The 19,955-nt window shown below is 62.5% G+C and carries 23 protein-coding genes and 1 tRNA gene; 12 read left to right on the top strand and 12 right to left on the bottom strand.

Annotated elements, in window-relative coordinates:
• Positions 1 to 696 (bottom strand): diguanylate cyclase (locus FJ471_RS29300; RefSeq protein WP_140808515.1); only part of this gene is annotated, 696 nt, incomplete at its 3' end.
• Positions 697 to 1,016: 320 nt separating this feature from the next.
• Between FJ471_RS29300 and FJ471_RS29295 the strand changes: the two genes are divergently transcribed.
• Both FJ471_RS29295 and FJ471_RS29290 read left to right on the top strand, forming a co-directional pair.
• A complete protein-coding gene (locus FJ471_RS29295; protein ID WP_140808513.1) occupies positions 1,017 to 1,436 on the top strand; it encodes a GFA family protein in 420 nt (139 codons plus the stop codon).
• A gap of 77 nt (positions 1,437 to 1,513) precedes the next feature.
• Positions 1,514 to 1,873: a diacylglycerol kinase gene (locus FJ471_RS29290; RefSeq protein WP_140808511.1), complete on the top strand. Its 360-nt coding sequence runs from the start codon at positions 1,514 to 1,516 to the stop codon at positions 1,871 to 1,873.
• A gap of 10 nt (positions 1,874 to 1,883) precedes the next feature.
• Here FJ471_RS29290 and FJ471_RS29285 read toward each other — a convergent pair whose 3' ends face one another.
• Both FJ471_RS29285 and FJ471_RS29280 read right to left on the bottom strand, forming a co-directional pair.
• Entirely contained in the window at positions 1,884 to 2,483 is a 600-nt protein-coding gene (locus FJ471_RS29285; protein WP_140808509.1) for a DedA family protein, read from the bottom strand.
• Positions 2,480 to 3,043, bottom strand: a complete 564-nt coding sequence (locus FJ471_RS29280; protein WP_140808507.1) for a DUF1003 domain-containing protein — start codon at positions 3,041 to 3,043, stop codon at positions 2,480 to 2,482. Before FJ471_RS29280 ends, FJ471_RS29285 begins: the two co-directional genes overlap by 4 nt.
• A 90-nt stretch (positions 3,044 to 3,133) precedes the next feature.
• Between FJ471_RS29280 and FJ471_RS29275 the strand changes: the two genes are divergently transcribed.
• From FJ471_RS29275 to FJ471_RS29255, 5 genes are all read left to right on the top strand, one after another.
• Positions 3,134 to 3,847: a DNA-3-methyladenine glycosylase I gene (locus FJ471_RS29275; protein ID WP_140808506.1), complete on the top strand. Its 714-nt coding sequence runs from the start codon at positions 3,134 to 3,136 to the stop codon at positions 3,845 to 3,847.
• Positions 3,848 to 3,997: 150 nt separating this feature from the next.
• Positions 3,998 to 5,677 carry an NAD+ synthase gene (locus FJ471_RS29270; RefSeq protein WP_140808520.1) on the top strand — a complete coding sequence of 560 codons (1,680 nt, stop codon included), beginning with the start codon at positions 3,998 to 4,000 and terminating at the stop codon, positions 5,675 to 5,677.
• Between the two features lie 21 nt (positions 5,678 to 5,698).
• On the top strand, positions 5,699 to 6,106 hold the full coding sequence (locus tag FJ471_RS29265) for a GNAT family N-acetyltransferase (RefSeq protein ID WP_140808504.1): 408 nt from the start codon (positions 5,699 to 5,701) through the stop codon (positions 6,104 to 6,106).
• A gap of 372 nt (positions 6,107 to 6,478) precedes the next feature.
• On the top strand, positions 6,479 to 8,284 hold the full coding sequence (locus FJ471_RS29260; protein ID WP_140808502.1) for an ABC transporter ATP-binding protein: 1,806 nt from the start codon (positions 6,479 to 6,481) through the stop codon (positions 8,282 to 8,284).
• A gap of 420 nt (positions 8,285 to 8,704) precedes the next feature.
• Entirely contained in the window at positions 8,705 to 9,871 is a 1,167-nt protein-coding gene (locus FJ471_RS29255) for a hypothetical protein (protein WP_140808500.1), read from the top strand.
• 76 nt (positions 9,872 to 9,947) lie between these two features.
• Here the strand turns inward: FJ471_RS29255 and FJ471_RS29250 are convergent, their stop codons facing one another.
• From FJ471_RS29250 to FJ471_RS29235, 4 genes are all read right to left on the bottom strand, one after another.
• Positions 9,948 to 10,436: an NUDIX hydrolase gene (locus tag FJ471_RS29250; protein WP_140808497.1), complete on the bottom strand. Its 489-nt coding sequence runs from the start codon at positions 10,434 to 10,436 to the stop codon at positions 9,948 to 9,950.
• Positions 10,437 to 10,634: 198 nt separating this feature from the next.
• Positions 10,635 to 11,135, bottom strand: a complete 501-nt coding sequence (gene gpt / locus FJ471_RS29245) for a xanthine phosphoribosyltransferase (RefSeq protein ID WP_095765134.1) — start codon at positions 11,133 to 11,135, stop codon at positions 10,635 to 10,637.
• Positions 11,136 to 11,269: 134 nt separating this feature from the next.
• On the bottom strand, positions 11,270 to 12,103 hold the full coding sequence (locus FJ471_RS29240; protein ID WP_140808495.1) for a universal stress protein: 834 nt from the start codon (positions 12,101 to 12,103) through the stop codon (positions 11,270 to 11,272).
• Positions 12,104 to 12,189: 86 nt separating this feature from the next.
• Positions 12,190 to 12,930 (bottom strand): competence/damage-inducible protein A, encoded by a 741-nt coding sequence (locus FJ471_RS29235; protein WP_140808493.1) that lies wholly within the window; start codon positions 12,928 to 12,930, stop codon positions 12,190 to 12,192.
• A gap of 130 nt (positions 12,931 to 13,060) precedes the next feature.
• Between FJ471_RS29235 and FJ471_RS29230 the strand changes: the two genes are divergently transcribed.
• Both FJ471_RS29230 and FJ471_RS29225 read left to right on the top strand, forming a co-directional pair.
• Entirely contained in the window at positions 13,061 to 14,035 is a 975-nt protein-coding gene (locus FJ471_RS29230; RefSeq protein WP_140808491.1) for an alpha/beta hydrolase, read from the top strand.
• Between the two features lie 178 nt (positions 14,036 to 14,213).
• The gene (locus FJ471_RS29225; RefSeq protein ID WP_140808489.1) at positions 14,214 to 14,486 is read left to right on the top strand and encodes a hypothetical protein; all 273 of its coding nucleotides are present in this window, start codon (positions 14,214 to 14,216) and stop codon (positions 14,484 to 14,486) included.
• 69 nt (positions 14,487 to 14,555) lie between these two features.
• Here FJ471_RS29225 and FJ471_RS29220 read toward each other — a convergent pair whose 3' ends face one another.
• From FJ471_RS29220 to FJ471_RS29210, 3 genes are all read right to left on the bottom strand, one after another.
• A complete protein-coding gene (locus tag FJ471_RS29220; protein WP_140808487.1) occupies positions 14,556 to 14,795 on the bottom strand; it encodes a DUF2188 domain-containing protein in 240 nt (79 codons plus the stop codon).
• A gap of 123 nt (positions 14,796 to 14,918) precedes the next feature.
• A complete protein-coding gene (locus FJ471_RS29215) occupies positions 14,919 to 15,197 on the bottom strand; it encodes a DUF982 domain-containing protein (RefSeq protein WP_140808485.1) in 279 nt (92 codons plus the stop codon).
• 165 nt (positions 15,198 to 15,362) lie between these two features.
• Positions 15,363 to 16,466, bottom strand: a complete 1,104-nt coding sequence (locus FJ471_RS29210) for an NADH:flavin oxidoreductase/NADH oxidase (RefSeq protein WP_140808478.1) — start codon at positions 16,464 to 16,466, stop codon at positions 15,363 to 15,365.
• A 152-nt stretch (positions 16,467 to 16,618) separates the two neighbouring features.
• On the opposite strand from FJ471_RS29210, the gene FJ471_RS29205 reads away from it, so the two are divergent.
• Positions 16,619 to 17,197, top strand: a complete 579-nt coding sequence (locus FJ471_RS29205; RefSeq protein WP_140808476.1) for an NUDIX domain-containing protein — start codon at positions 16,619 to 16,621, stop codon at positions 17,195 to 17,197.
• A gap of 171 nt (positions 17,198 to 17,368) precedes the next feature.
• Entirely contained in the window at positions 17,369 to 18,247 is an 879-nt protein-coding gene (locus FJ471_RS29200; RefSeq protein ID WP_246684864.1) for an ATP-grasp fold amidoligase family protein, read from the top strand.
• Between the two features lie 402 nt (positions 18,248 to 18,649).
• Here the strand turns inward: FJ471_RS29200 and FJ471_RS29195 are convergent, their stop codons facing one another.
• Positions 18,650 to 19,090, bottom strand: coding sequence for a hypothetical protein (locus FJ471_RS29195; RefSeq protein WP_140808473.1), 441 nt, complete (start codon positions 19,088 to 19,090; stop codon positions 18,650 to 18,652).
• Positions 19,091 to 19,136: 46 nt separating this feature from the next.
• A tRNA-Leu gene (locus FJ471_RS29190) sits at positions 19,137 to 19,221 on the bottom strand.
• Between the two features lie 415 nt (positions 19,222 to 19,636).
• Here FJ471_RS29190 and FJ471_RS29185 point away from each other — a divergent pair.
• Positions 19,637 to 19,864, top strand: coding sequence for a hypothetical protein (locus tag FJ471_RS29185; protein WP_140808471.1), 228 nt, complete (start codon positions 19,637 to 19,639; stop codon positions 19,862 to 19,864).
• Positions 19,865 to 19,955 lie beyond the last annotated feature (91 nt).

Here is a 19,955-nt window from a genome sequence, read left to right as displayed (position 1 = left end):
CCTGTCGACGACCGGATTGCCGTAACGATCGTTTATGTCCTTGAAATGATCGATATCGGCAAGAATCAGCGCATTGAACAGGATGCCGCGATTGCTGTTGTAGATCCGGGTGATCTCCTTGTCGAAGGCGCGGCGGTTCCACAACTGCGTGAGCGGGTCGGTGTCGGCAAGCCGCTTGTATTCCTCGAGCTTCGACTTGACGCTTTCGAGCTCGGCCGTCTTTTCGCTGAGCGTGCTGGCGATCTGGCGGCCATGGTCGATCGTCGAGCTGGTGGCGGCCGACATGGCGCCTGCGATCTTCTGCAGGAGTTCCTGCGAAAGCAGGCTGCGGTTGCTCAGGCCGATCGAGGTCTCATCGAGAATGCGGCCGTATTTCTCGATATGCGAGTGCTCGCTGCGCAACAGCGTCGCGATATCCTCGAGCTCCTTGGCCACCATCTCGCGGGCGTGCTCGACAATGGCCGGACCGTGATGCTGCGGAAAGAACGTGCGCCCGATGCGGTCGAGATCCTCCTGTGTCGGGCGGTTGCTGAACGAGACGACGGCAAGGCTGAGTTCGTGATTGCTGCCGCAGAGCGCCTCGTAGAAGATTTCGTAGTTGCGCGGCAGACCAAGCACGCCGAGCTGACGCATCGTCGCCACGACGGTGCTGGCGATGTCGGTGTTCCTGTCGGTCGGAATGGCTGCCGGTTGCATGTTCTGTTCACTGCCCCTTCAGTGCGACCGGAGACCTGCCACCGCCGGGAGTCGCTTATGCGGGGATTTGAATCAGAATTGCCGATGCGACGTCGTGTCCCCAACACGACCACCGCTTGTGGGAAGCATAAATGCAGTTGCGCTAAAGTTTCCTTAATGGCCTGTATTTGCTCATTGTCATTGCTACCACAGGCTGCAGTCCGGTGCAGGTGCAGCTTCTAAAACGCGCCGCTTCGGTGTCGCATTTGCCAGTGCCCAGCCATTTCAAAACTGAAATTCTATCCGGCAATGGACCGGGCAGATGGTCGAAGGAGGCCGGAATGGATGACAACCACAGCGGATCGTGCCTGTGCGGGGCGGTGCGTTTCAGGACGAGCGGGCCGTTGCGCGGCGTCGTCTATTGCCACTGCTCGCAGTGCCGTCGGCAGACCGGCCATTTCGTCGCGGCAACCGCGTCCAAGGACGCCGATATCGTCATAGAGGGGGCCGACGCACTCAACTGGTATGGCGCTTCCGACGTGGCGAAGCGCGGCTTCTGCCGCACCTGCGGCTCGCTGCTCTTTTGGAAGCACAATGAACTGGACACGATCTCCATCATGGCCGGATCCTTCGAACGGCCGAGCGGTCTTGCCGCGGAAAGCCATATCTTCGTCGGCGACAAGGGCGATTATTATTCGATCGAGGATGGCTTGCCTCAGTTCGAGAAATCGACGCCGTCGATAAAGGTCGCGGACGGATGAATTTTGGGGCGGCTGGCTTATTCCCTTGATCCGGCCGTTGCGATATCCCCTGACGGTAATTCGAAACGGGGCTGGGCATGCAGCGGCTGATCGACGCTTTCATCAATTCAGTGCGGGCCTTCCGCAAGTTGGCTGCCCACGAAAAGGCATTCCAGCAGGAATTGCTTTTGCTCGCGCTTGCCCTGCCGGCCGGCTGGTTCATCTCGGTCTCCTGGCGCGGTTATGCCCTGCTGGTCGGCGCGGTGCTGCTCCTGATCATGGTCGAAGTGCTCAACACCGGCATCGAGGCGGCCTGCGACGCGATCTCGCGCGAATTCCACATCGACATCCAGCTCGCCAAGGACTGCGGTTCGCTTGCGGTGCTGATTTCGATCGTGATTGCCGGCGGCGTCTGGGGCATCGCCCTCATCGAGCGCCTGATCGGCGCGCCGATCTGATCCTTGCGGATCAGGATCCGGCCTGATCTTCCTTGGCGCGTTCACGTTTTGCGAAGTGATGGCCTACCAACCAAGCGACCACGGCGATAACGATGCCGACGCCGAGGGCAATGAGCAGGCGCTCATGGCGTGCAAACGCCTGGCCCACCATTTCCTCCGCGCCCAGGCCGAAGACATAGCCGATGCCGCTGAACAGGGCCGCCCAGACCGCGGAAGAGATGGCATTCAGGATGACGAAACGCAGCACGGGTACGGTCGACAGGCCGGCGGCGATGCCGCCGACCAGGCGCATGCCGTAGATATAGCGGTTGGTCAGCACGAAGATGTTGGGATGCGTGTTGAGCAGGCGGTAGGCGCGGCTGAAGCCAGGACGCCTGCGCAACCTTCTCACATAGCGATGCTCGGCGAAGCTACGCCCCATGGTGAAGAAGAACGTGTCGCCGGCGAAGGCGCCGAGAAAGGCCGCGAGGAAGGTCTGCCAAAGCACGAAAACATGCTGATGAGCGAAGAAGCCGCCAAGGATCGCGGCGCTTTCGCCTTCGGCGACGCAACCCAGGAAGACTGCGATCAGCCCGTATTGCTCGATAAGATGGTGGACGGTCACGCTCATTCCGTTGCGGGCCGCGCCGACAGTTTCTCGTCGATGCGCCTGATCTGCTCGGCCATGCGCAGGATTTCGTCACGCATGCCGATGATCTCGCTGTGGCGCAGCTCGTCGAGCTTTTCATGCAGGGCCATGATCTCGATCTCGGCCTTCAGATTGACCTCGTAGTCATGGGCCGCGTCGATGCGGTCGCGTTCGGTCTGGCGGTTCTGCGACATCATGATCACGGGCGCCTGGATCGCCGCAAGCATCGACAGCACGAGGTTGAGGAAGATGAAGGGGTAGGGGTCGAAGGCGTCGCGCGTGAGCAGCCAGGCATTGCCGGCGGTCCAGATAACGAGAAAGGCCAGGAAGCTTAGGATGAAGGACCAGGAGCCGCCGATCCTGGCGATGCTGTCGGCGATGCGGTCGCCATAGGTCTCGTGGAAGGCCACGGCCTTGTTGGTGTCGCGCGTGATGGTGGTGCGCTCGAGCGTCGACTGGAGGACGCGGCTCTCGAGCGGACCGAAACCTTCCGGCTTCCGCTTGAGCAAACGGTTCGCCATGTCCTCGACGATCTTGTTCATCTGTCTCTCCTTCGGCCGGACGTCGATAGAGGTAGAGGCTGCCGGGCCGGACGTGAAGTGCTAGATTGCGGCGAACAGGCGAGGACAACGATGCTCGATTTCAAGAAAATCCACGCGCGGGCGGCAAAGCGCAAGGGCGGAGAGGCGGTGCTCGCACCGCTGCTTGGCCCGGCGCCCGACAACAAGGCGGTGGCGAAAATCCCCGATGACCGCATTCTCTCCACCATGGCCGAGCGCATTTTCGCCGCCGGCTTCGTGTGGCGCGTCATCGAGCAGAAATGGCCCGGTTTCGAGGAAGCGTTTCTCGGCTTCGAGCCGAAGCGGCTTTTGTTCCAGCCGGACGACTTCTGGCACGAGCTCGCGTCCGACAGCCGCATCGTGCGCAATCCGCAGAAGATCAAGTCGGTGCGCGACAACGCCGCCTTCGTCGATCGCGTCGCGAAGGAGCATGGCAGCTTCGGCAAGTTCATCGCCGGTTGGCCGGCGGACGATCAGGTCGGCCTGACCGCCTATCTCGCCAAGCATGGCAGCCGGCTCGGTGGCAACACCGGGCAGTATTTCCTGCGTTGGCTGGAATGGGACACGTTCGTCGTCTCGGCCGACATGGCGGCGGCCTTGCGCGATGCCGGCCTCGACATCGCCGAGAACCCGACCTCGAAGCGGGACCTCGACAAGATCCAGGCGCAGATCAACCGATGGTCGGCCGAAACCGGCCTGCCGCGCCGTCACATCTCGCGCATCCTGGCGATGTCGATCGGCGAGAACCGCTCGGCAGAGGCGCTGCGCGCGTATATGGGCGATTAGGCGATCGGGATACGACCTGCAGGGCATGATCGGCTGATTAGCCAGGTACGATCTTCGATCGATCAGGACATAATCGGCTTTGCCGATTAGTCTTATTTGGCACAAGCAATCGCCATTGCGGCGCGTTTTCGGCCACGCTACATCCACACCATGACCAAGACCGCTCCCGATATCCTGCGCATCGCCGTCGCCCAGCTCAACCCGACCGTCGGCGACGTCGCCGGCAATCTGGCAAAAGCGCGCGAGGCGAGGGCGGACGCGGCGCGGCAGGGCGCCGATCTGGTGCTCTATACCGAGCTTTTCCTTGCCGGTTATCCGCCGGAAGACCTGGTGCTGAAGCCTTCCTTCCTGACGGCTTGCGAGAAGGCGGCGCAGGATTTCGCCAAGGACACCGCCGATGGCGGTCCCGGCGTCATCATCGGCACGCCGCTCAAGCGCAAGACTGGCACGCATAACTCCATCGTCTTCGCCGATGGCGGCAAGATCATCGCCGAACGCTACAAGCTCGATCTGCCGAATTATGGCGAGTTCGACGAGAAGCGCGTGTTCCAGGCCGGGCCGGAACTGCAGGGTCCGGTCAACTTCCGCGGCGTGCGCATCGGCATTCCGATCTGCGAGGACATCTGGGGTGACGTTGCCGTCTGCGAGACGCTGGCCGAAAGCGGCGCCGAGATCCTGCTGGTGCCGAACGGCTCGCCCTATTACCGCGCCAAGATCGACGTCCGCCACCAGGTCGTGATCCGCCAAGTCATCGAAACCGGCCTGCCGATGATCTACGCCAACCAGCTTGGCGGCCAGGACGAGCTGATCTTCGACGGCGCCTCGTTTGCGATAGGGTCTGACAAGACGCTCGCCTTCCAGATGAGCCAGTTCGAGGACGCGGTCGACGTCACCACCTGGAAAAGAAAGGGAGAGACCTGGGTCTGCTCGGAAGGCCCGATGTCGAAGATCCCGGAGCGGGAGGAAGCGGACTACCGGGCCTGCATGCTCGGCCTGCGCGACTACGTCAACAAGAACGGTTTCAAGAACGTCGTGCTCGGTCTCTCCGGCGGCATCGACTCGGCGATCTGCGCGGCACTCGCCGTCGACGCGCTGGGCGAAGAACGGCTGCGCACCGTCATGATGCCTTACCGCTATACGTCGAAGGATTCGCTGAAGGACGCCGAGGACTGCGCTCGCGCGCTCGGCTGCCGCTATGACATCGTGCCGATCTCCGAGCCGGTCGAAGGGTTCAAGCATGCGCTGACGCAGCTCTTCGAGGGCACCCAGGAAGGCATCACCGAGGAAAACCTGCAAAGCCGCGCGCGCGGCACCATCCTGATGGCGATCTCGAACAAGTTCGGCTCGATGGTGGTCACCACCGGCAACAAGAGCGAGATGTCGGTCGGCTACGCCACGCTTTACGGCGACATGAACGGCGGCTTCAATCCGATCAAGGATCTCTACAAGATGCAGGTCTATGCGCTGTCTCGCTGGCGCAATTCGCATGTGCCGCCGGGCGCGCTCGGACCCTCCGGCGAGGTCATCCCGAACAACATCATCGACAAGGCGCCGTCGGCGGAGCTGCGCGAAAACCAGACCGACCAGGATTCGCTGCCGCCCTATCCGGTGCTGGACGACATTCTCGAGTGCCTTGTCGAGAACGAGATGAGCGTCGACGACATCGTCGCGCGCGGCCACGACCGTGCGACGGTGACGCGCGTCGAGCACCTGCTCTACATCGCCGAATACAAGCGCCGCCAAGCGGCGCCCGGCGTGAAGATCACGCGGAAGAATTTCGGCCGCGACCGCCGCTATCCGATCACCAACCGGTTCCGGGACCGCGGTTGATCTCTGGTGGCGGCGCGGCGCATGCGAGACATTGAAATCAGTTTCGACCTGTCGCGGATCGACTTCCGTGCGACCTCCGATCAGCTCATGCAAAGCTATTGGGCGGCGTCGCGAACCGACGAGGCCAACCGCCGCGCCTTCGACAACTCGCTTTGCGTCGGGGCTTATCTCGATGGTGAGCAGGTCGGTTTCGCCCGCGTGATCACCGACCATACTGTCTTTGCCTATCTACTCGACGTCATCGTCTGGCCGGAGCGTCGCGGGCATGGGATCGGCAAACAGCTTGTGCAGGCACTCCTCGATCATCCCGATATGAAGACCGTTTCTCATTGGAGCCTCACGACCAACGACGCTCACAGCCTCTATCAGAAGTTCGGATTCCGGACGGAGGGCCGCTACATGCGACTGGACCGCTCACCCCCTGGCTGAGGCTCGGCCACAACCCGCCGTTGTTGCAAATTCGTCTCAGTGCTGGACCAGATGTCGTTTTGGCGATGGGCCGACTTGGCGATCGGCTGATGCCTCCCTATAAGGGCCTCTCCGCGATTCCCTTGTGGGAGGACCGTATGGCAAGATTTGACATCGTTATGCGAGGCCGCGAGGCCTAGGTCTGCTCGGGCTTTCCGAAGGTTTTTCGGAGAGCAGGACGCAGAACTGGCATTTGCCGCTGCCGGTCGCCGCCTTCGGGCGGGCGGCCTACCCATACTGAACCTCCCGTTTTCCAAGGCGCCTTAAGGCCGGACGCGGGTTTTCCAATTTGATTTTTACCGGGACCGGGCTCGTTTGCGCCCGGATGACATCATGGCTCGTTTCAAGATCGATCTGCGCGCGAGCGCCTTTCGCAGCGTGCTTGGCTTTACGTTCAGCCACTGGCAGCGCCAGCCGTGGCGGCTTTCGCTCATTATGGGCGCATTCCTGCTCTCGACGCTGGCCGACGTGCTGACACCCTTCTATTCCGGCCGCCTGGTCGATGCGGTCGCCAGCGGCGTCGGAACCGACGCGGTCGCCTGGAATGCGGCGATGGCGGCGTTCTCTATCCTGATGGCGCTGGCGCTGGCCGGCGTCGTGCTGCGCAATGTCGCCTTCCTGTGGATCGTCGAGCTGACGCTGAAGATGATGTCGGACATTGCCGCCGACGCCTTCCATCGGGTGCAGCGCTTCTCGACAGACTGGCACGCCAACAGCTTCGCCGGATCGACGGTGCGCAAGGTAACGCGCGGCATGTGGGCGCTGGATCTGCTCAACGACACGATCCTGATCGCGCTTCTGCCGTCGGTCGTCATGCTTGTCGGGTCGACGCTGCTGCTCGGCTGGTTCTGGCCGCTGATGGGGGCCGTGGTGGCGGCCGGCTCGGTGCTGTTCATCGCCGTCACGGCGATGCTGTCGCTCGGCTATGTCGCGCCCGCCGCGCGGCTCGCCAACAGCTGGGACACGCGACTTGGCGGCTCGTTGGCAGACGCGGTGAGCTGCAACGCCGTCGTCAAGAGCTTCGGCGCGGAGACCCGGGAGGAAGCGCGGCTGGCGCGCGTCGTCGCCAAATGGCGCCTGCGCACCGGCCGCACCTGGATGCGCGGCACCGCCAACGGCACCACGCAAGGGGTGCTGCTGCTGGCGATGCGGGCGGCGGTAATCGGTCTTGCCCTCATGTTGTGGGCCTGGGGGCAGGCGAGCGCCGGCGATGTCGCCTTCGTGCTGACCTCGTTCTTCGTGCTGCAGGGCTATCTGCGCGACATCGGCACCCATATCCGCAACCTGCAGCGCTCGATCAACGACATGGAGGAACTGGTCGACTTCCAGTCCGAGCCGCTCGGCATCGAGGACCGGCCCGGCGCCCAACCGATCCGGATCACCGACGGGCACATAGCTTTCGACAAGGCGACGTTCCACTACGGCAATCACCGGCTGCCGCTCTACCGCGATTTCTCGGTCGATATCGCGGCCGGCGAGCGCGTCGGGCTGGTCGGGCATTCGGGCTCGGGCAAGACGACCTTCGTCAAGCTGATCCAGCGGCTCTATGACGTGAACGCCGGAAGGATCCTGATCGACGGGCAGGACATCTCGCAGGTCGAACAGGCTTCGTTGCGCAGCCAGATCGCCATCGTCCAGCAGGAGCCGATCCTGTTCCACCGGTCGCTTGCCGAGAACATCGCCTATGCGAGGCCCGGCGCCAGCCAGGCCGAGATCGAGCATGCGGCCAAGCTTGCCAGCGCGCATGATTTCATCACCAGCCTGCCCAAGGGCTACGGAACCCTGGTCGGCGAGCGTGGCGTGAAATTGTCGGGCGGCGAGCGCCAGCGCGTGGCGATCGCCCGCGCCTTCCTCGCAGACGCGCGCATCCTGATCCTGGACGAGGCGACATCGAGCCTCGATTCGGAATCGGAAGTGCTGATCCAGAAGGCGATGGAGCGGCTGATGGTCGGGCGCACGACGCTGGTGATCGCGCACCGGCTCTCGACGGTGCGGGCGCTCGACCGGCTGCTGGTCTTCGATCGCGGGCGTATCGCCGAGGAGGGGTCGCATGACGACCTGATCAGGCTGAACGGCGGCATCTACCGGCGGTTGTTCGAGCGTCAGGCGCTCGAATTGACCAAGGGCCTCGTCGCCTGAGGAAAGGACAGCGCCCGGCCTCGGCCGGGCGCTGTCTCTCACAACCAGGCCTGGGCTTGAGCTCGACACCGGTGAACCGGTCGCCTGTGGCTGGCATTTGCAGGGACCGAGCCGAACCCGTCGCCATGACCCGGGCAATCCGTCTGTAGTTCTGCAGCTGCAACCGCTCTCCCGTTATGCGGTTAAAGTGGTTCAATATGTCATTCAAATTACTTTATGTGTATTGAAGTTTTAGAAGGCCCTATTTTAGTTTTTATATATTATCTTGGATTGTAGCAATTATCGGGATGTATTTACAGAAAAGAAAATCGGATGTGGCAGAAGAAGGTCTCTTGGAGACTTTTTTGCAGGAGGCCGACCTTATGGAGATTTTCTTTGGGAAGCACGGCTGCCTTTAGCGCTTTCGTATAGGCATTGACGATGAATCCTGTTTCCGCAAAAGCGGGTCCGGGAAAGGCGGCTGCACCGCCGGCACTGGAATCCCATGGCTCGGTTCGGCCTTTGGCCACCGAGGATCTCGAGCATGTCGCCGCGCTCTTCCTGACGAAGTTTAGGCATCGTCGCAGCCAGCGCGATCGAGCGATCGCACGGACGGCGGACTATATGAGGGAGCTTTACCTTGGCGGTGATGAGAGCAAGGCTCTTGTCCAGATCAACCCCCAGGGCCGCCTGGGCGGCTTCATGGGCGTTCTGAAGGCTCGCTACGAACTCAATGGAAGGGCCTTGAACGCTGCCATCATCGGTCCCTTCATGACCGATTCCAGCACCGATCACGGTTGGGCCGGGCCGCAATTGCTGCGTGCCCTGCATCAAGGCGAATTCGATCTGTACCTGACCGATTCCGCCAACCGGACGTCCTTGGCCTTCGCGCGGCCGATGAAGTATCAGCTCCTGCCGGTGCATTGTCTGGAATGGACCTGTGTTTTCCGACCAGGTGCGATGGGCGCCGCTGTGCTGCGCCGCAAATGGCCCGGCCTGCCTCGCCCGGCACTCGATCTTAGCGCGAGAGCATTCGACGCTCTTGCAAGAGCAAGGTTCGAGCCGTCGCCCCAGCATTCGTCGTCCCAACGGACCCACCGGGAGCCGATCGATGCGGCCCAATTTGCGGAACAACTGCCGATCCTCATGACCGATTACTCCCTTCGGCCGAATTGGAGGGAGGGCGAGTTGCCGCGGCTGCTTGCGCTCGCGGCCGAGAAGCGGGCCGACGGGCCGCTTCATTTCGGCGGGATCTACGACGAAACGGGCAAGATGCTGGGCTGCCATGCCTTTTACGGCCAGGCCGGCGGCATCGCGAACCTGCTGCAGATCCAGGCGTCCGGATCCCACTGGGGCGCGACGCTGGATGCTCTCATCGCGGCGGCGCGGGATATGGGTTGCGTGGGCATTACCGGGCAGACCCAAAGCAGATTCATGCCTCAACTCTTCGGCTACAAGAACGTCTTCTTCCACTATGCCGGGGGCACGATGGTGCGTTCACGCATCGCCGAGGTCACGGAAGCGGTCCGCTCCAGCGACATCTTCATCGGCGGGTTGATGGGCGATCGCTGGACCCGGCTCAGTTCCGATGATTTCGGCCGCGCCTGAAGATCTTCCGGGATATGACGCAATTCCGGCGCGGAGAGCTACTGCGAAGTCGCCCAGCCTGACCGTTTCCAGTTTCCTAGGCGAACTTATGCGGCGCGGCGCAGAAGCCGGCAATGATCTGGCAAAGGTCGGGTTCGTTGACCATCCGGACGGCTTCGTTCGGGCCGACCCATTTGCGCGTTCGCGCGCGCTTTTCTTTCCAGCGATCCGCGACACGGTCGACATGCAGCGGAAAGACCAAGACCTCGCAAGGTACTTCCTCGCCGGAGGCGAGGACCTTGGCATAGAAATAGCGGCCGGCTTCAAGATGCGAGACCTTGCCGCGCAACCCGGCTTCCTCGCCTGCTTCGCGGGCAGCCGCCTCGCACAGCGGCTCCCTGGCCTCCGGCCAGCCCTTGGGCAGCACCCAGCGCCCGGTGTCACGGCTGGTGATCAGCATGATCTCGACGCCGTTCTCGCCTTCACGCCAAGGCAAGGCGGCAACCTGCAGGCGACAAGGCGCAACGCCGAAGAGCCGCCGGACTCTTTCGGCCATCTGGTTGTGCGTCGTCGGCCTCGTCAACATGGTAAGAAGCTGCCCCCAGCCTCCAGAATCGTTTGCCACCTTAGGAATCTTACGGCGAATTGTGAGCTTTAAAAGTAAAAAACTTCACTCCATCGGAAAACCCCACCAGAAAAAGTCAATCTCGCAAAGTAGTCGTGCTCGTTAGCTCGACTGCACGATGCAGATTCAGCGAGATTCTCTGGAAGATATGAAGGCCGTTCAGCCGGCGTGATCGTCCGCGATCGGCTTCTGGTAAGTGAAGCCCATGTCCCAGGGAAAGTAGATCCAGGTGTCCTGGCTGACCTCGGTGACGAACGTGTCGACCAGCGGGCGGCCTTTCGGCTTGGCATAAACGGTCGCGAAATGCGCCTTCGGCATCATGGCGCGGACAATGCCGGCCGTCTTGCCGGTGTCGGTCAGGTCATCGATGATCAGCACGCCGGCACCGTCATCGGCGAGCAGCGGAGGCGAAATCTCCTTCAGCACCTGCAGCTGACCCTGGCTGGTGTAGTCATGGTAAGAGGCGACGCACACCGTCTCGATGACCCGGATGCCGAGCTCGCGCGCGATGATGGCGGCGGGCACAAGGCCGCCGCGGGTGATGCAGACGATGGCTTTCCACTGTCCCTTGTTGGCGCCGGAAAGCCGCCAGGAAAGCGCGCGGGCGTCGCGGTGGAACTGGTCCCATGAGACGGGAAAGGCTTTTTCGGGAAGGGACATGGTTCGCACTCCGCAAGGCGCGCCGTGGCGCTAAAAACACTGGAATGCAGGCGGAATTAGCCGGAAAGCGCCAGGCTTGGCAAGGGGAGGCCGGCGATGGCTGTGGACTTAAAGCGCGTCGCGCTAAAAATGAATCAGCGCGACAGGAAGGCCGCCACGTTCGTGGTGCGCAGCACCGTGCGGGTGACGCCGCCGAACAGAAGCTGGCGCAGCCAAGAATGGCTGTAGGCGCCGAGCACCAGAAGGTCGGCGCCGGATTCGACAATCCTGGCCTGAATCATGTCGTCGACCGAAGTGCCGCCGGATTTCTGCACGCAGACGCTGACATTGGCGCCGTGGCGCGACAGCGCCGCGGCGATCTCGGCGCCGGCGGCTTCCGGAGATTCATCCAGCGTCTCCGGCGGATCGATGACGAGGATGTCCGTCTTGTCGGCCTCGGCGATGAAGGGCAGGGCGTCGAACGCGGCGCGCGCCGCTTCCTTGCTGCCATTCCAGGCCAGCAGCACACGTCGGAAGGTGGTGACCAGCGGCCCGGCATGGGGCACGACCAGCACCGGCCGGCCGGCGTCGTAGACCAGCGTGTCGACATCGGCGCTCGGATCGCCGCCGGCATCGCGCTGCGCGGCGATGATCAGGTCGGCGGCGCGCACGCTCGATATGCCGGTCAGCGCGCTGTCGCCGGAAAAGCTTTCCAGGCTTCGCCATTCGAACGAGAGGCCGGATTCCTCGATCCGCTTCAGGAAATAGGCCTCCAACTTGTCGGCGCGCTCCTTGTTCATCTCGGCCGAGACCTGGAGGAACTCGGTATCGGGGAAGCCGGTGGCCGATGTGTAGGGGACGGGAAGCGCCTCGGCATGGATGCCGACGAGATGGCTCTCGAACCTGTCGGCAAGCGGAAGGGCGCAATCGAGGACGCGCTCGGCGTCCTGTTCGTTCTGCAAAATGGCGACGATTGTCTTGAAGCGCATGACCGGTCCCTCAATTGTTTGCCCTGCGCGTCCGCGCGGCAAAAGGAACGCTTCAGCGCGTTGACTGGTTCCAGCCGAACTGCCGGTCAGCCTGCCTTGGCGAAGCCCGCCACCATCGCCTCGACGTCCTTGCGGGCGGCCTCGAGCGCTTCCCCGCTGCGGGCACGCACGACGAGCTCGGTCCAGAACTTGCCGTCGCCATATTTGGGATACGAGCCGATGATGGTGTCGGGATGCGCTTTCTGGATCTCGGCCAGCGGCCCGCCGATCAGGCCCTCGCCGAAGGGACAGTGCACCGTGGCCGACAGCATCTTCGTGCCGGCCTTGAGCGTCGGCACGACATTGTCGAGCATCGCCTGGAAGATCGACGGCACGCCGGCCATGACATGGACGTTGCCGATGCGGAAGCCCGGCGCGATGGAGACGGGATTGTCGATGTGGTCGGCGCCGCGCGGCATGCGCGCCATGCGCTTGCGCGCTTCGGTGAATTCGATACCGCGACCGGCATAGCTTGCCTCGAGCAGCGCGTAGGCCTTGGCGTCGTATTCGCACGGCACGCCAAAGGCCTTGGCGATGGAGTCGGCGGTGATATCGTCATGGGTGGGGCCGATGCCTCCGGTGGTGAAGACGTAGGTATAGCGGGCGCGCACGGCATTCACCGCGGCAACGATCTCGTCTTCCTCGTCGGCGACGATGCGCACTTCCTTCAGGTCGATGCCGATCGCGGTCATGATGTCGGCGAGGTGGCCGATATTCTTGTCCTTGGTGCGGCCGGAGAGGATCTCGTCGCCGATGACGAGCATGGCGGCGGTGACGATTTCAGGCATGACGGGCTCCGGCGCAAAAGGTCGCCTGAGATAACGCGGCCGGCGGCCGGCCGCAATGCGAAAGCCGGATATCCGCTTGTGGCGGCGGCCGTTGCGAATATGGTGCGGTCGGTCGCCTTGGGGTGAAAACATGCTGATATCGGTTGTCCTGTGGCTGCTTGCCGGCTTGCTCGTTGCGGCGGCGCTTGCCGTGCTCGCCTTGATGCTTGCGACCTGGCGGATCGCGGCGAATGCCGAAAGACTGGTGCCGGCTTGCGGGAAATTCGTCGAGATCGACGGCAACCGCGTCCACTATGTGGAAGAGGGCGATGGCAGGCCGATCGTCTTCGTGCACGGGCTCGGCGCTCAACTCCACCATTTCCGCCACACGCTGTTCGGACGCTTCGGTCCTGGGTACCGGCTGATCGCGCTCGACCGGCCGGGCTCCGGCTATTCGGTTCGGGCAAGCGGCGCGACCGGCAGGCTGCCGGAACAGGCGGACATCGTGCGGCGCTTCATCGAGGAATTGCGCCTGGAGCGGCCTTTGGTCGTCGGCCACTCGCTCGGCGGGGCCATCGCGCTTGCGCTGGCGACCAGGCATCCGGCGGTGATTTCCGGCATTGCGCTGCTCTCGCCGCTGACGCATCTGGAGGCGAGTGGGCGTCAAGGGTTTGATCTGCTCTATGTCCCATCCAGGCTGCTGCGCCGTGTTCTGGCCTATACGGTGGCGATACCGCTCAGCCTTCGCTACGCGCAACCGACGCTGCGGTTCATTTTCGCACCGCAAGCGGTTCCCGTGGACTACATGGTCAGCGGGGGCGGATGGCTCGGCTTGCGTCCGTCCCACTATTTCGCCACGTCCACCGATGTCGTGGCCGTGGAGCGGGATCTTGGCGAAATCGAACGGCGCTACCGCGACATAGCGATGCCGGCAGGCATTCTGTTCGGCACCGGCGACCAGGTGATCGGCGAGGCGGTGCATGGCGAACCGATGCTGGACAGGATCGAAGGCCTCGATTTCGAACGGGTCGAGGGTCTCGGCCATATGCCGCAATTTGCGGAGCCTGAACGGGTCGTCGCCTTCATAAAACGGATTGCCCCGCGCGCCTTCGCCGACCCTCATTGACCACAACTGACCTTCGCGGGGTCTCGCGGCTCTTCACGCGGCGTCACGCAAAAGTGTCGGACATTCTGTCCCACCTGGAATTTCCAGTGGAACCTTCGTACTCGACCCAGGGTTTCGTTTGTATCGCTGTGGGGCTTCGGCCCCACGTATTTTGCGATCAAGAGAATGGAGAAATCCGATGCTTACAAGACTTATTGCAGCTTCGGCGCTGGTGCTGGCCATGGGTGGCGCGGCCATGGCGCAGTCGTCAGACGACTGGTGGTGGTGGCACCGCGACCATCGTTCCGCAGCGAGCGAGCAGGTAGACCCCTATACCACAGGCAGCATCAACGGTGGCTCCGGGCTGACTACCTATGGCAGCACAGGCGCCATCGGGCCGTGCGCCGACACGACCCCGGGTCCGGATGCCAACTCGCAACAGAACGTCAACGACCATTACTGCGGCAAGTAAGGTCGCATAGCCGCCGGCGGCCGGTATGAAGCCTTGGGCTTCGCCGGTCGCGGGGGCGCCTGCGCCTTATCAATCAGATACTTCGGTCTGCGGGCGATCGCGGCCATCGGCCAGTTCGTCGTGCCACTTTCCTTCGGAATCCTCATACTGGATGCCGTCGGTGGTCCCGGCTACCTGCTGCTCGGCCGAGGCGATCTCGGCGGCGCGCAGCGCCTCCTGGTGCGTATGGAACGTTTCGGAAAACGTCGAGCCGACCTTGTAGGCCCAGCCGCCATCATGCTCGACGATCTTGTAAGTCAGCTTCGCCATGAAATCCTCCGGTTAAGAAGCCTGCTAGTGCGTTTCACCGTTTCACGGAAACGGTGAAACGCCCCGTCTCCTTGTTATACGCAATTCCGGACGGAAAACCGCTCACACTTTTCCTGGAATTGCTCAATGCAGCTTTGCGTCGGGCAGCCTGTCTTCGGGAACCAGCACTTCCGATTCCCGGGCCGCCTCGACAAGGGCGCGACGCGCGTCCGCTGTCGAACGATAACCTTCCAGCGCCTTGAGGCAAGTGTCGAGAGCATTACGATGGCGCTCGCCGCGATTGAGCGGCCAAACGGTCATCAGGCACTCGGCGGCCTCGCGGGTGCTTCGGATCTGGCGATATTTGCCGACATGGCCGAGTTCGACCACCACCGGCGTTTCAAAGGGCTTGTTGTCCATCATGGCGGCAAACGTAAAGCGGCCAAATTGGTTGCAGTTGTGGCGAGGATCCTGCGCCCAAACGTCTCAGGACCCCGCTGATTTCCGGTTTGTTTCGACGCAATTTCGGACGCAAGGCTACGGCGAGGTCGCCGAGCCTGACCGTTCACACTTTTCCTGGAATTTGCTCTACCCGGCGGCCTTCATCCAATGCCGCATCGTCGTCACCGAACGCGCCAGCTGCGGCGCCGGATGGATTTCCTCACCGAAGGTCGCCGCCGCGCGCCAGCCCCAGCGCGGGTCGGCGAGGAATGCGCGCGCCAGCGCCACCATGTCGGCACGACCGTCGGCGACGATCGCCTCGGCCTGGCTCGGGTCGTCGATCAGCCCCACGGCGCGCGTCGGGATGCCGGCGCCCTTGCGCACGGCTTCCGCCAGGTGCACCTGGTAGCCGGGGCCGGGCGGAACCTGCTGCAGGGGCGAATTGCCACCGCTTGAGCAGCAGATATAGGCAACGCCCTCGGTCTTCAGCGCCTTGGCCACCTCGATCGCGTCCTCGACGTCGAAACCGCCGTCGACCCATTCCTTCACCGAAAGGCGCGCGCCCAGCATCATGGACGGGGCGGCCTTGCGCACCGCCCTTGCGATCTCGACCGCGAAGCGCATACGGTTTTCCAGCGACCCGCCCCAGCGGTCCGTCCGCTGGTTGGAGAGCGGCGAAAGGAACTGGAAGATCAGATAGCCATGCGCGGCGTGCAGTTCGGCAAAGTCGAAGCCGGCGCGTACGGCGCGCACGGCCGACTGCGCAAAACGCGCGATGAGCTCCAGGATCTCGCCGTCCTCCAACGTGTGCGGCACATTCCAGCCCGTGTCATAGGCGACAGCCGAGGCCGAAACTGTCTGCCAGGGATCTTCGCCGGGCTGCAGCGGACCGCCGCCTTCCCAAGGTTTCCTGTTGGAGGCCTTGCGGCCGGCATGGGCCAGCTGGACGCCGAACTTCGTGCCGGGCGCGGCAACGCGCCTGGCGGCGTCGAGCGTGCGCTTGGCGGCCGCCTCGTTGTCGTCGGAATAAAGCCCGAGGCAGCCATGCGAGATGCGCCCGCGCCGCTCGACATCGGTCATCTCGACGGTAACCATGCCTGCGCCCGACATCGCCAGGTTCATCCAGTGATAGAGATGCCAGTCGCTGGCCGAGCCGTCCTCGGCCGAATACTGGCACATAGGCGCAACCGCGATGCGATTGGGGATGGTGAGGCCGCCGAGGGTGATCGGGTGGAAAAGCGATGACGTCATGAAACGGGCTCCTGGAAAGATACCGCTATCTAGGCAGTCGCGGCGCGTCGCGCCAGACACGAGCCGGTGAAACTCCCGCTGGACCAGTCGGTTTCCAGGATTGCGCAGGGGCGTGTTCATCGCTACCCCTTGCCGCCAATACGGAGGTCATCATGGAAGATCGCATTCGCATTCGTTCCGAGGAGGTGCTCTCGGACGACTGGGCGGTGCTGAAGAAGACGGTGCTCGACTATCGCCGCCGCGACGGGCGATGGGAGACGCAGACCCGCCAGACCTACGATCGCGGCGACGGCGCGGTGATCCTGCCCTTCGATCCGCAGCGCTCGACCGTGCTCCTGGTGCGTCAATTCCGCTTCCCGGCCTACGCCGTGGGCCACCGCGAGCCGCTGATCGAGGCCTGCGCCGGGCTGCTCGACGAAAACGACCCCGAAACCGCCATTCGCAAGGAAGCGGAAGAGGAGCTGGGCTACCGCCTCAAGGATGTCGAGCGGCTGTTCGCGCCGTTCATGAGTCCCGGCAGCGTGACCGAACGGCTCTGGTTCTTCATCGCGCGCTATTCGCCGGCCGACCGCATTTCCGACGGCGGCGGCGCGCCGGAGGAGGGCGAGGACATCGAGGTTCTGGAAATGCCGCTGGACGAGGCGCTGGCCGGCATTGCCGACGGCCGCATCGTCGATGCCAAGACGATCATCCTGATCCAGCACCTGAAGCTCAATCCGATCAAGGTTTGAGACAACGAGGGCGCGGCTGCCCCGCCGGACAACAAAAGTGGTTGTCTTTCCCCTGTGCGTCTGGTGCAATTCCTGGCGATGGGTGGTACGGGGCTTGAGAATCGAACCGGCAACGGGGCGAGGGCGGTTTTAGCCGCCTTCAACCTATGGTTGCTTGTTCGGCACAATCGCATGGCCCGGTATTTCTACCGGCTGCACGGGCGCCTGCCGAATTTGTCGGCCCCTGTCTACTACACGGAGAAGGTGCACTGGCGAAAGATCTTCGATGACGATCCGCGTTTCGCCGTTCTCCTGGACAAGCTGAAATCGAAGGCCTTCGTGTCCGGGCGCGTGCCCTGGCTGACCTTTCCGCCCGTGCTCTGGCAGGGCGCCGACGCGGCCCGGATACCGTTCGATGAACTCACCGCCCCTTACATCGTCAAGTGCAACCACGGCAGCGGCATGAATGCCGTCGTCGCCGACCCGAAGATCGTCGATCGGGCCGGCGTGGTCGCGCAGATGGCGAAATATCTTGGCCGACGCCACGGAACGAACCTCGGCGAGCGGTCGTACTGGCATATAGAGCCCAGGGTCTTTGTCGAACCGCTGATCGGCGCCGCTGAAGCCTATATGCCGACCGATTACAAGTTCTGCGTGGCGGGCGGACGCGTCGTCTATGTCCTGGCCATAGCGGGACGCGCCACGGTCTTGCGGCGCGGCTTTTACGATCGCGATTGGCAACGCCTCGCGATCGCCGAATCCGCGGACGATGCGAGCCTGGATATCCCTCGACCAGTGAGCTTTTCGCGCATGGTCGAGGCGGTCGAGGTGCTGGGCGCCGATTTCGACCTGCTGCGCATCGATCTCTACGAAGAAAACGGCGCGCCCGTCTTCGGGGAATTCACCATCTATCCGCGCAGCGGCCTGTTCCGCTTCGATCCACCTTCATTCGATCTGGCCGTCAGCGAGAAATGGGACCTTGCCCGGTCAGCCTATCTGCGCGACCCGCCAAGCTGGTTTGCCCGATGCTACAAGGCGGTGCTGATGGCGGCGGGCCGTATCAAAGCTTGAATGGTCTCGTGTTGGTGCGACTTAGCGGTGAAAATTTCAGCCGGCGATGGTCCTCCCTGGCTAAAGCTGCAGGGGACACAAAGTACGGCCGATCCGAAACATCGCTTGACGGCTTATATCAGGCATCTGAAAAGGGCACGCCTGCGGACGTGGCGGAATTGGTAGACGCAAGGGACTTAAAATATCCCTTGCGTCTACAGCAATGTTTTCAATGGTTTACCTCGGCACCCCGCCTTACCTCTGCACATTCCTGAGTTGCGACGGTTTTCAACCCCTGATTTTGCCGCGCCATCTTATTGAAATCGCGTCGCTATATTTCCTCCATTGAAGCGATCTTCCCACTGCCGATACCGATGCCCACGAAAGGAGAAAATGTGGGAAATCTTGTGGGAACGCCCTCAGTCAGTGCTGCTGCTCTTCGGCCGCTTCGTTTTCGATGGCCACGCGCTTAACCACCTCGGGGGACACATGCATGATGGTAATATCGAAAGCCCGATAGGCCTCATCTGGCGTAATGCCGCGTTCGATTTCCGCCTTCGTCATGCCGTCCTTCAGTTGCTCGTTGCGCAGTTTGGCCAGGATTGATCCAAGCCCATGGTGATGGCCGAAACTCGGCGCGATATATTCGCCTGAGGGCGTCCAGCCGCCGAAGTGCATCGCAAGATGCACATCGTGGAGTTCCTCCGGATCAGACGCGCTAATCCTGACTAACTCTTTGATGAGGTCCTCAATTGCAGCTTTGGTCATGTATGCGGTTACGCCCATGACATCCAATCGCAGCGCCAAGCTGTGCGGCCCGGCCGACATCTTTTTCGCTGGTTTTTTCGTTGGTCGCCTAGCCATGCTTAATTGCCTCCGTGCCGTGATACGTTCTATCCTATGGGAAGCATGGTGCGGGCGGCGGGACTTGAACCCGCATGGCCGAGGCCTCCGGATTTTAAGTCCGGTGTGTATACCAATTTCACCACGCCCGCAGTGCCCGCACATGTACGCGTGGTGTGAGATTTTGCAAAGACCAAGGGAGCATGCTGGCACACTTGATTGTGTGGGAAATATCGTGGGGATTTCCCACGCATGTGGGAGAAACCGGGCTTCACCATCAGCTCGAAGTCCCGGTTTTCCAGACTGTGGAGCGGGAAGCACCGCAGAAAAAAGGACTTAAAATCCCTCGATCTCTGATCGTACGGGTTCGATTCCCGTCGTCCGCACCACTCTTCGAGCTTCCGGTGACATGCCGTACCGAACTCGTTAGGCGGATGTGGTGCCCGCGGCCGTCATGCGTCCTGCGATGTAGATTTAATATTAGCGATGTTTAAAATACCAGGCACTCCAAACCGATCTCATTAGCCTTTGTCTGCGAGCATAAGGCCGGCTTTGATGGTGGGAACCATGCGTGGGGCGGGCTGGATCAGGGGGTTGCGGGAGGCTGAGGCGCGGCAGCTGCGCAGCGAGATCGATCGGCTCGAACGGGGTCTGATCGAGGCGGCCAATTCGAAGGCCAAGTGGAACCTGCATGAGGTCGCGCACACGCTGCGCTGGCAAAAGGCTAAGCTTCGGCGGCTGGAGGAGTGCCTCGACGCGATGCCGGAGGGAAAGACGGCTTCGGACCGGTCCTGACCGGTCCGCGTTTTGCCCGGCTCCGGCGCGAGCAGGGCGTTTGGAAAGTGGCGCGATCGCGGAATTTCGGATTGCTGAAGGAGCGCTAAGT

It is taken from the genome of Mesorhizobium sp. B2-7-1 (assembly GCF_006440735.1).
Classification (GTDB): Bacteria; Pseudomonadota; Alphaproteobacteria; order Rhizobiales; family Rhizobiaceae; genus Mesorhizobium.
Note: the sequence above shows the minus strand (reverse complement) of the source record. Positions and strands in the feature narration are given on the sequence as shown.

What these genes read in the sequence shown, in the direction of transcription:
- FJ471_RS29200 (WP_246684864.1), top strand. Translation starts at nt 17,369, where the DNA reads ATGGCCCGGTATTTCTACCGGCTGCACGGGCGCCTGCCGAATTTGTCG.
- FJ471_RS29215 (WP_140808485.1), bottom strand. Translation starts at nt 15,197, where the DNA reads ATGATGGACAACAAGCCCTTTGAAACGCCGGTGGTGGTCGAACTCGGC.
- FJ471_RS29295 (WP_140808513.1), top strand. Translation starts at nt 1,017, where the DNA reads ATGGATGACAACCACAGCGGATCGTGCCTGTGCGGGGCGGTGCGTTTC.
- FJ471_RS29270 (WP_140808520.1), top strand. Translation starts at nt 3,998, where the DNA reads ATGACCAAGACCGCTCCCGATATCCTGCGCATCGCCGTCGCCCAGCTC.
- FJ471_RS29265 (WP_140808504.1), top strand. Translation starts at nt 5,699, where the DNA reads ATGCGAGACATTGAAATCAGTTTCGACCTGTCGCGGATCGACTTCCGT.
- FJ471_RS29185 (WP_140808471.1), top strand. Translation starts at nt 19,637, where the DNA reads ATGCGTGGGGCGGGCTGGATCAGGGGGTTGCGGGAGGCTGAGGCGCGG.
- FJ471_RS29240 (WP_140808495.1), bottom strand. Translation starts at nt 12,103, where the DNA reads ATGCGCTTCAAGACAATCGTCGCCATTTTGCAGAACGAACAGGACGCC.
- FJ471_RS29280 (WP_140808507.1), bottom strand. Translation starts at nt 3,043, where the DNA reads ATGAACAAGATCGTCGAGGACATGGCGAACCGTTTGCTCAAGCGGAAG.
- FJ471_RS29205 (WP_140808476.1), top strand. Translation starts at nt 16,619, where the DNA reads ATGGAAGATCGCATTCGCATTCGTTCCGAGGAGGTGCTCTCGGACGAC.
- gpt (WP_095765134.1), bottom strand. Translation starts at nt 11,135, where the DNA reads ATGTCCCTTCCCGAAAAAGCCTTTCCCGTCTCATGGGACCAGTTCCAC.
- FJ471_RS29255 (WP_140808500.1), top strand. Translation starts at nt 8,705, where the DNA reads ATGAATCCTGTTTCCGCAAAAGCGGGTCCGGGAAAGGCGGCTGCACCG.
- FJ471_RS29260 (WP_140808502.1), top strand. Translation starts at nt 6,479, where the DNA reads ATGGCTCGTTTCAAGATCGATCTGCGCGCGAGCGCCTTTCGCAGCGTG.
- FJ471_RS29225 (WP_140808489.1), top strand. Translation starts at nt 14,214, where the DNA reads ATGCTTACAAGACTTATTGCAGCTTCGGCGCTGGTGCTGGCCATGGGT.
- FJ471_RS29230 (WP_140808491.1), top strand. Translation starts at nt 13,061, where the DNA reads ATGCTGATATCGGTTGTCCTGTGGCTGCTTGCCGGCTTGCTCGTTGCG.
- FJ471_RS29275 (WP_140808506.1), top strand. Translation starts at nt 3,134, where the DNA reads ATGCTCGATTTCAAGAAAATCCACGCGCGGGCGGCAAAGCGCAAGGGC.
- FJ471_RS29250 (WP_140808497.1), bottom strand. Translation starts at nt 10,436, where the DNA reads ATGTTGACGAGGCCGACGACGCACAACCAGATGGCCGAAAGAGTCCGG.
- FJ471_RS29235 (WP_140808493.1), bottom strand. Translation starts at nt 12,930, where the DNA reads ATGCCTGAAATCGTCACCGCCGCCATGCTCGTCATCGGCGACGAGATC.
- FJ471_RS29210 (WP_140808478.1), bottom strand. Translation starts at nt 16,466, where the DNA reads ATGACGTCATCGCTTTTCCACCCGATCACCCTCGGCGGCCTCACCATC.
- FJ471_RS29285 (WP_140808509.1), bottom strand. Translation starts at nt 2,483, where the DNA reads ATGAGCGTGACCGTCCACCATCTTATCGAGCAATACGGGCTGATCGCA.
- FJ471_RS29195 (WP_140808473.1), bottom strand. Translation starts at nt 19,090, where the DNA reads ATGGCTAGGCGACCAACGAAAAAACCAGCGAAAAAGATGTCGGCCGGG.
- FJ471_RS29220 (WP_140808487.1), bottom strand. Translation starts at nt 14,795, where the DNA reads ATGGCGAAGCTGACTTACAAGATCGTCGAGCATGATGGCGGCTGGGCC.
- FJ471_RS29290 (WP_140808511.1), top strand. Translation starts at nt 1,514, where the DNA reads ATGCAGCGGCTGATCGACGCTTTCATCAATTCAGTGCGGGCCTTCCGC.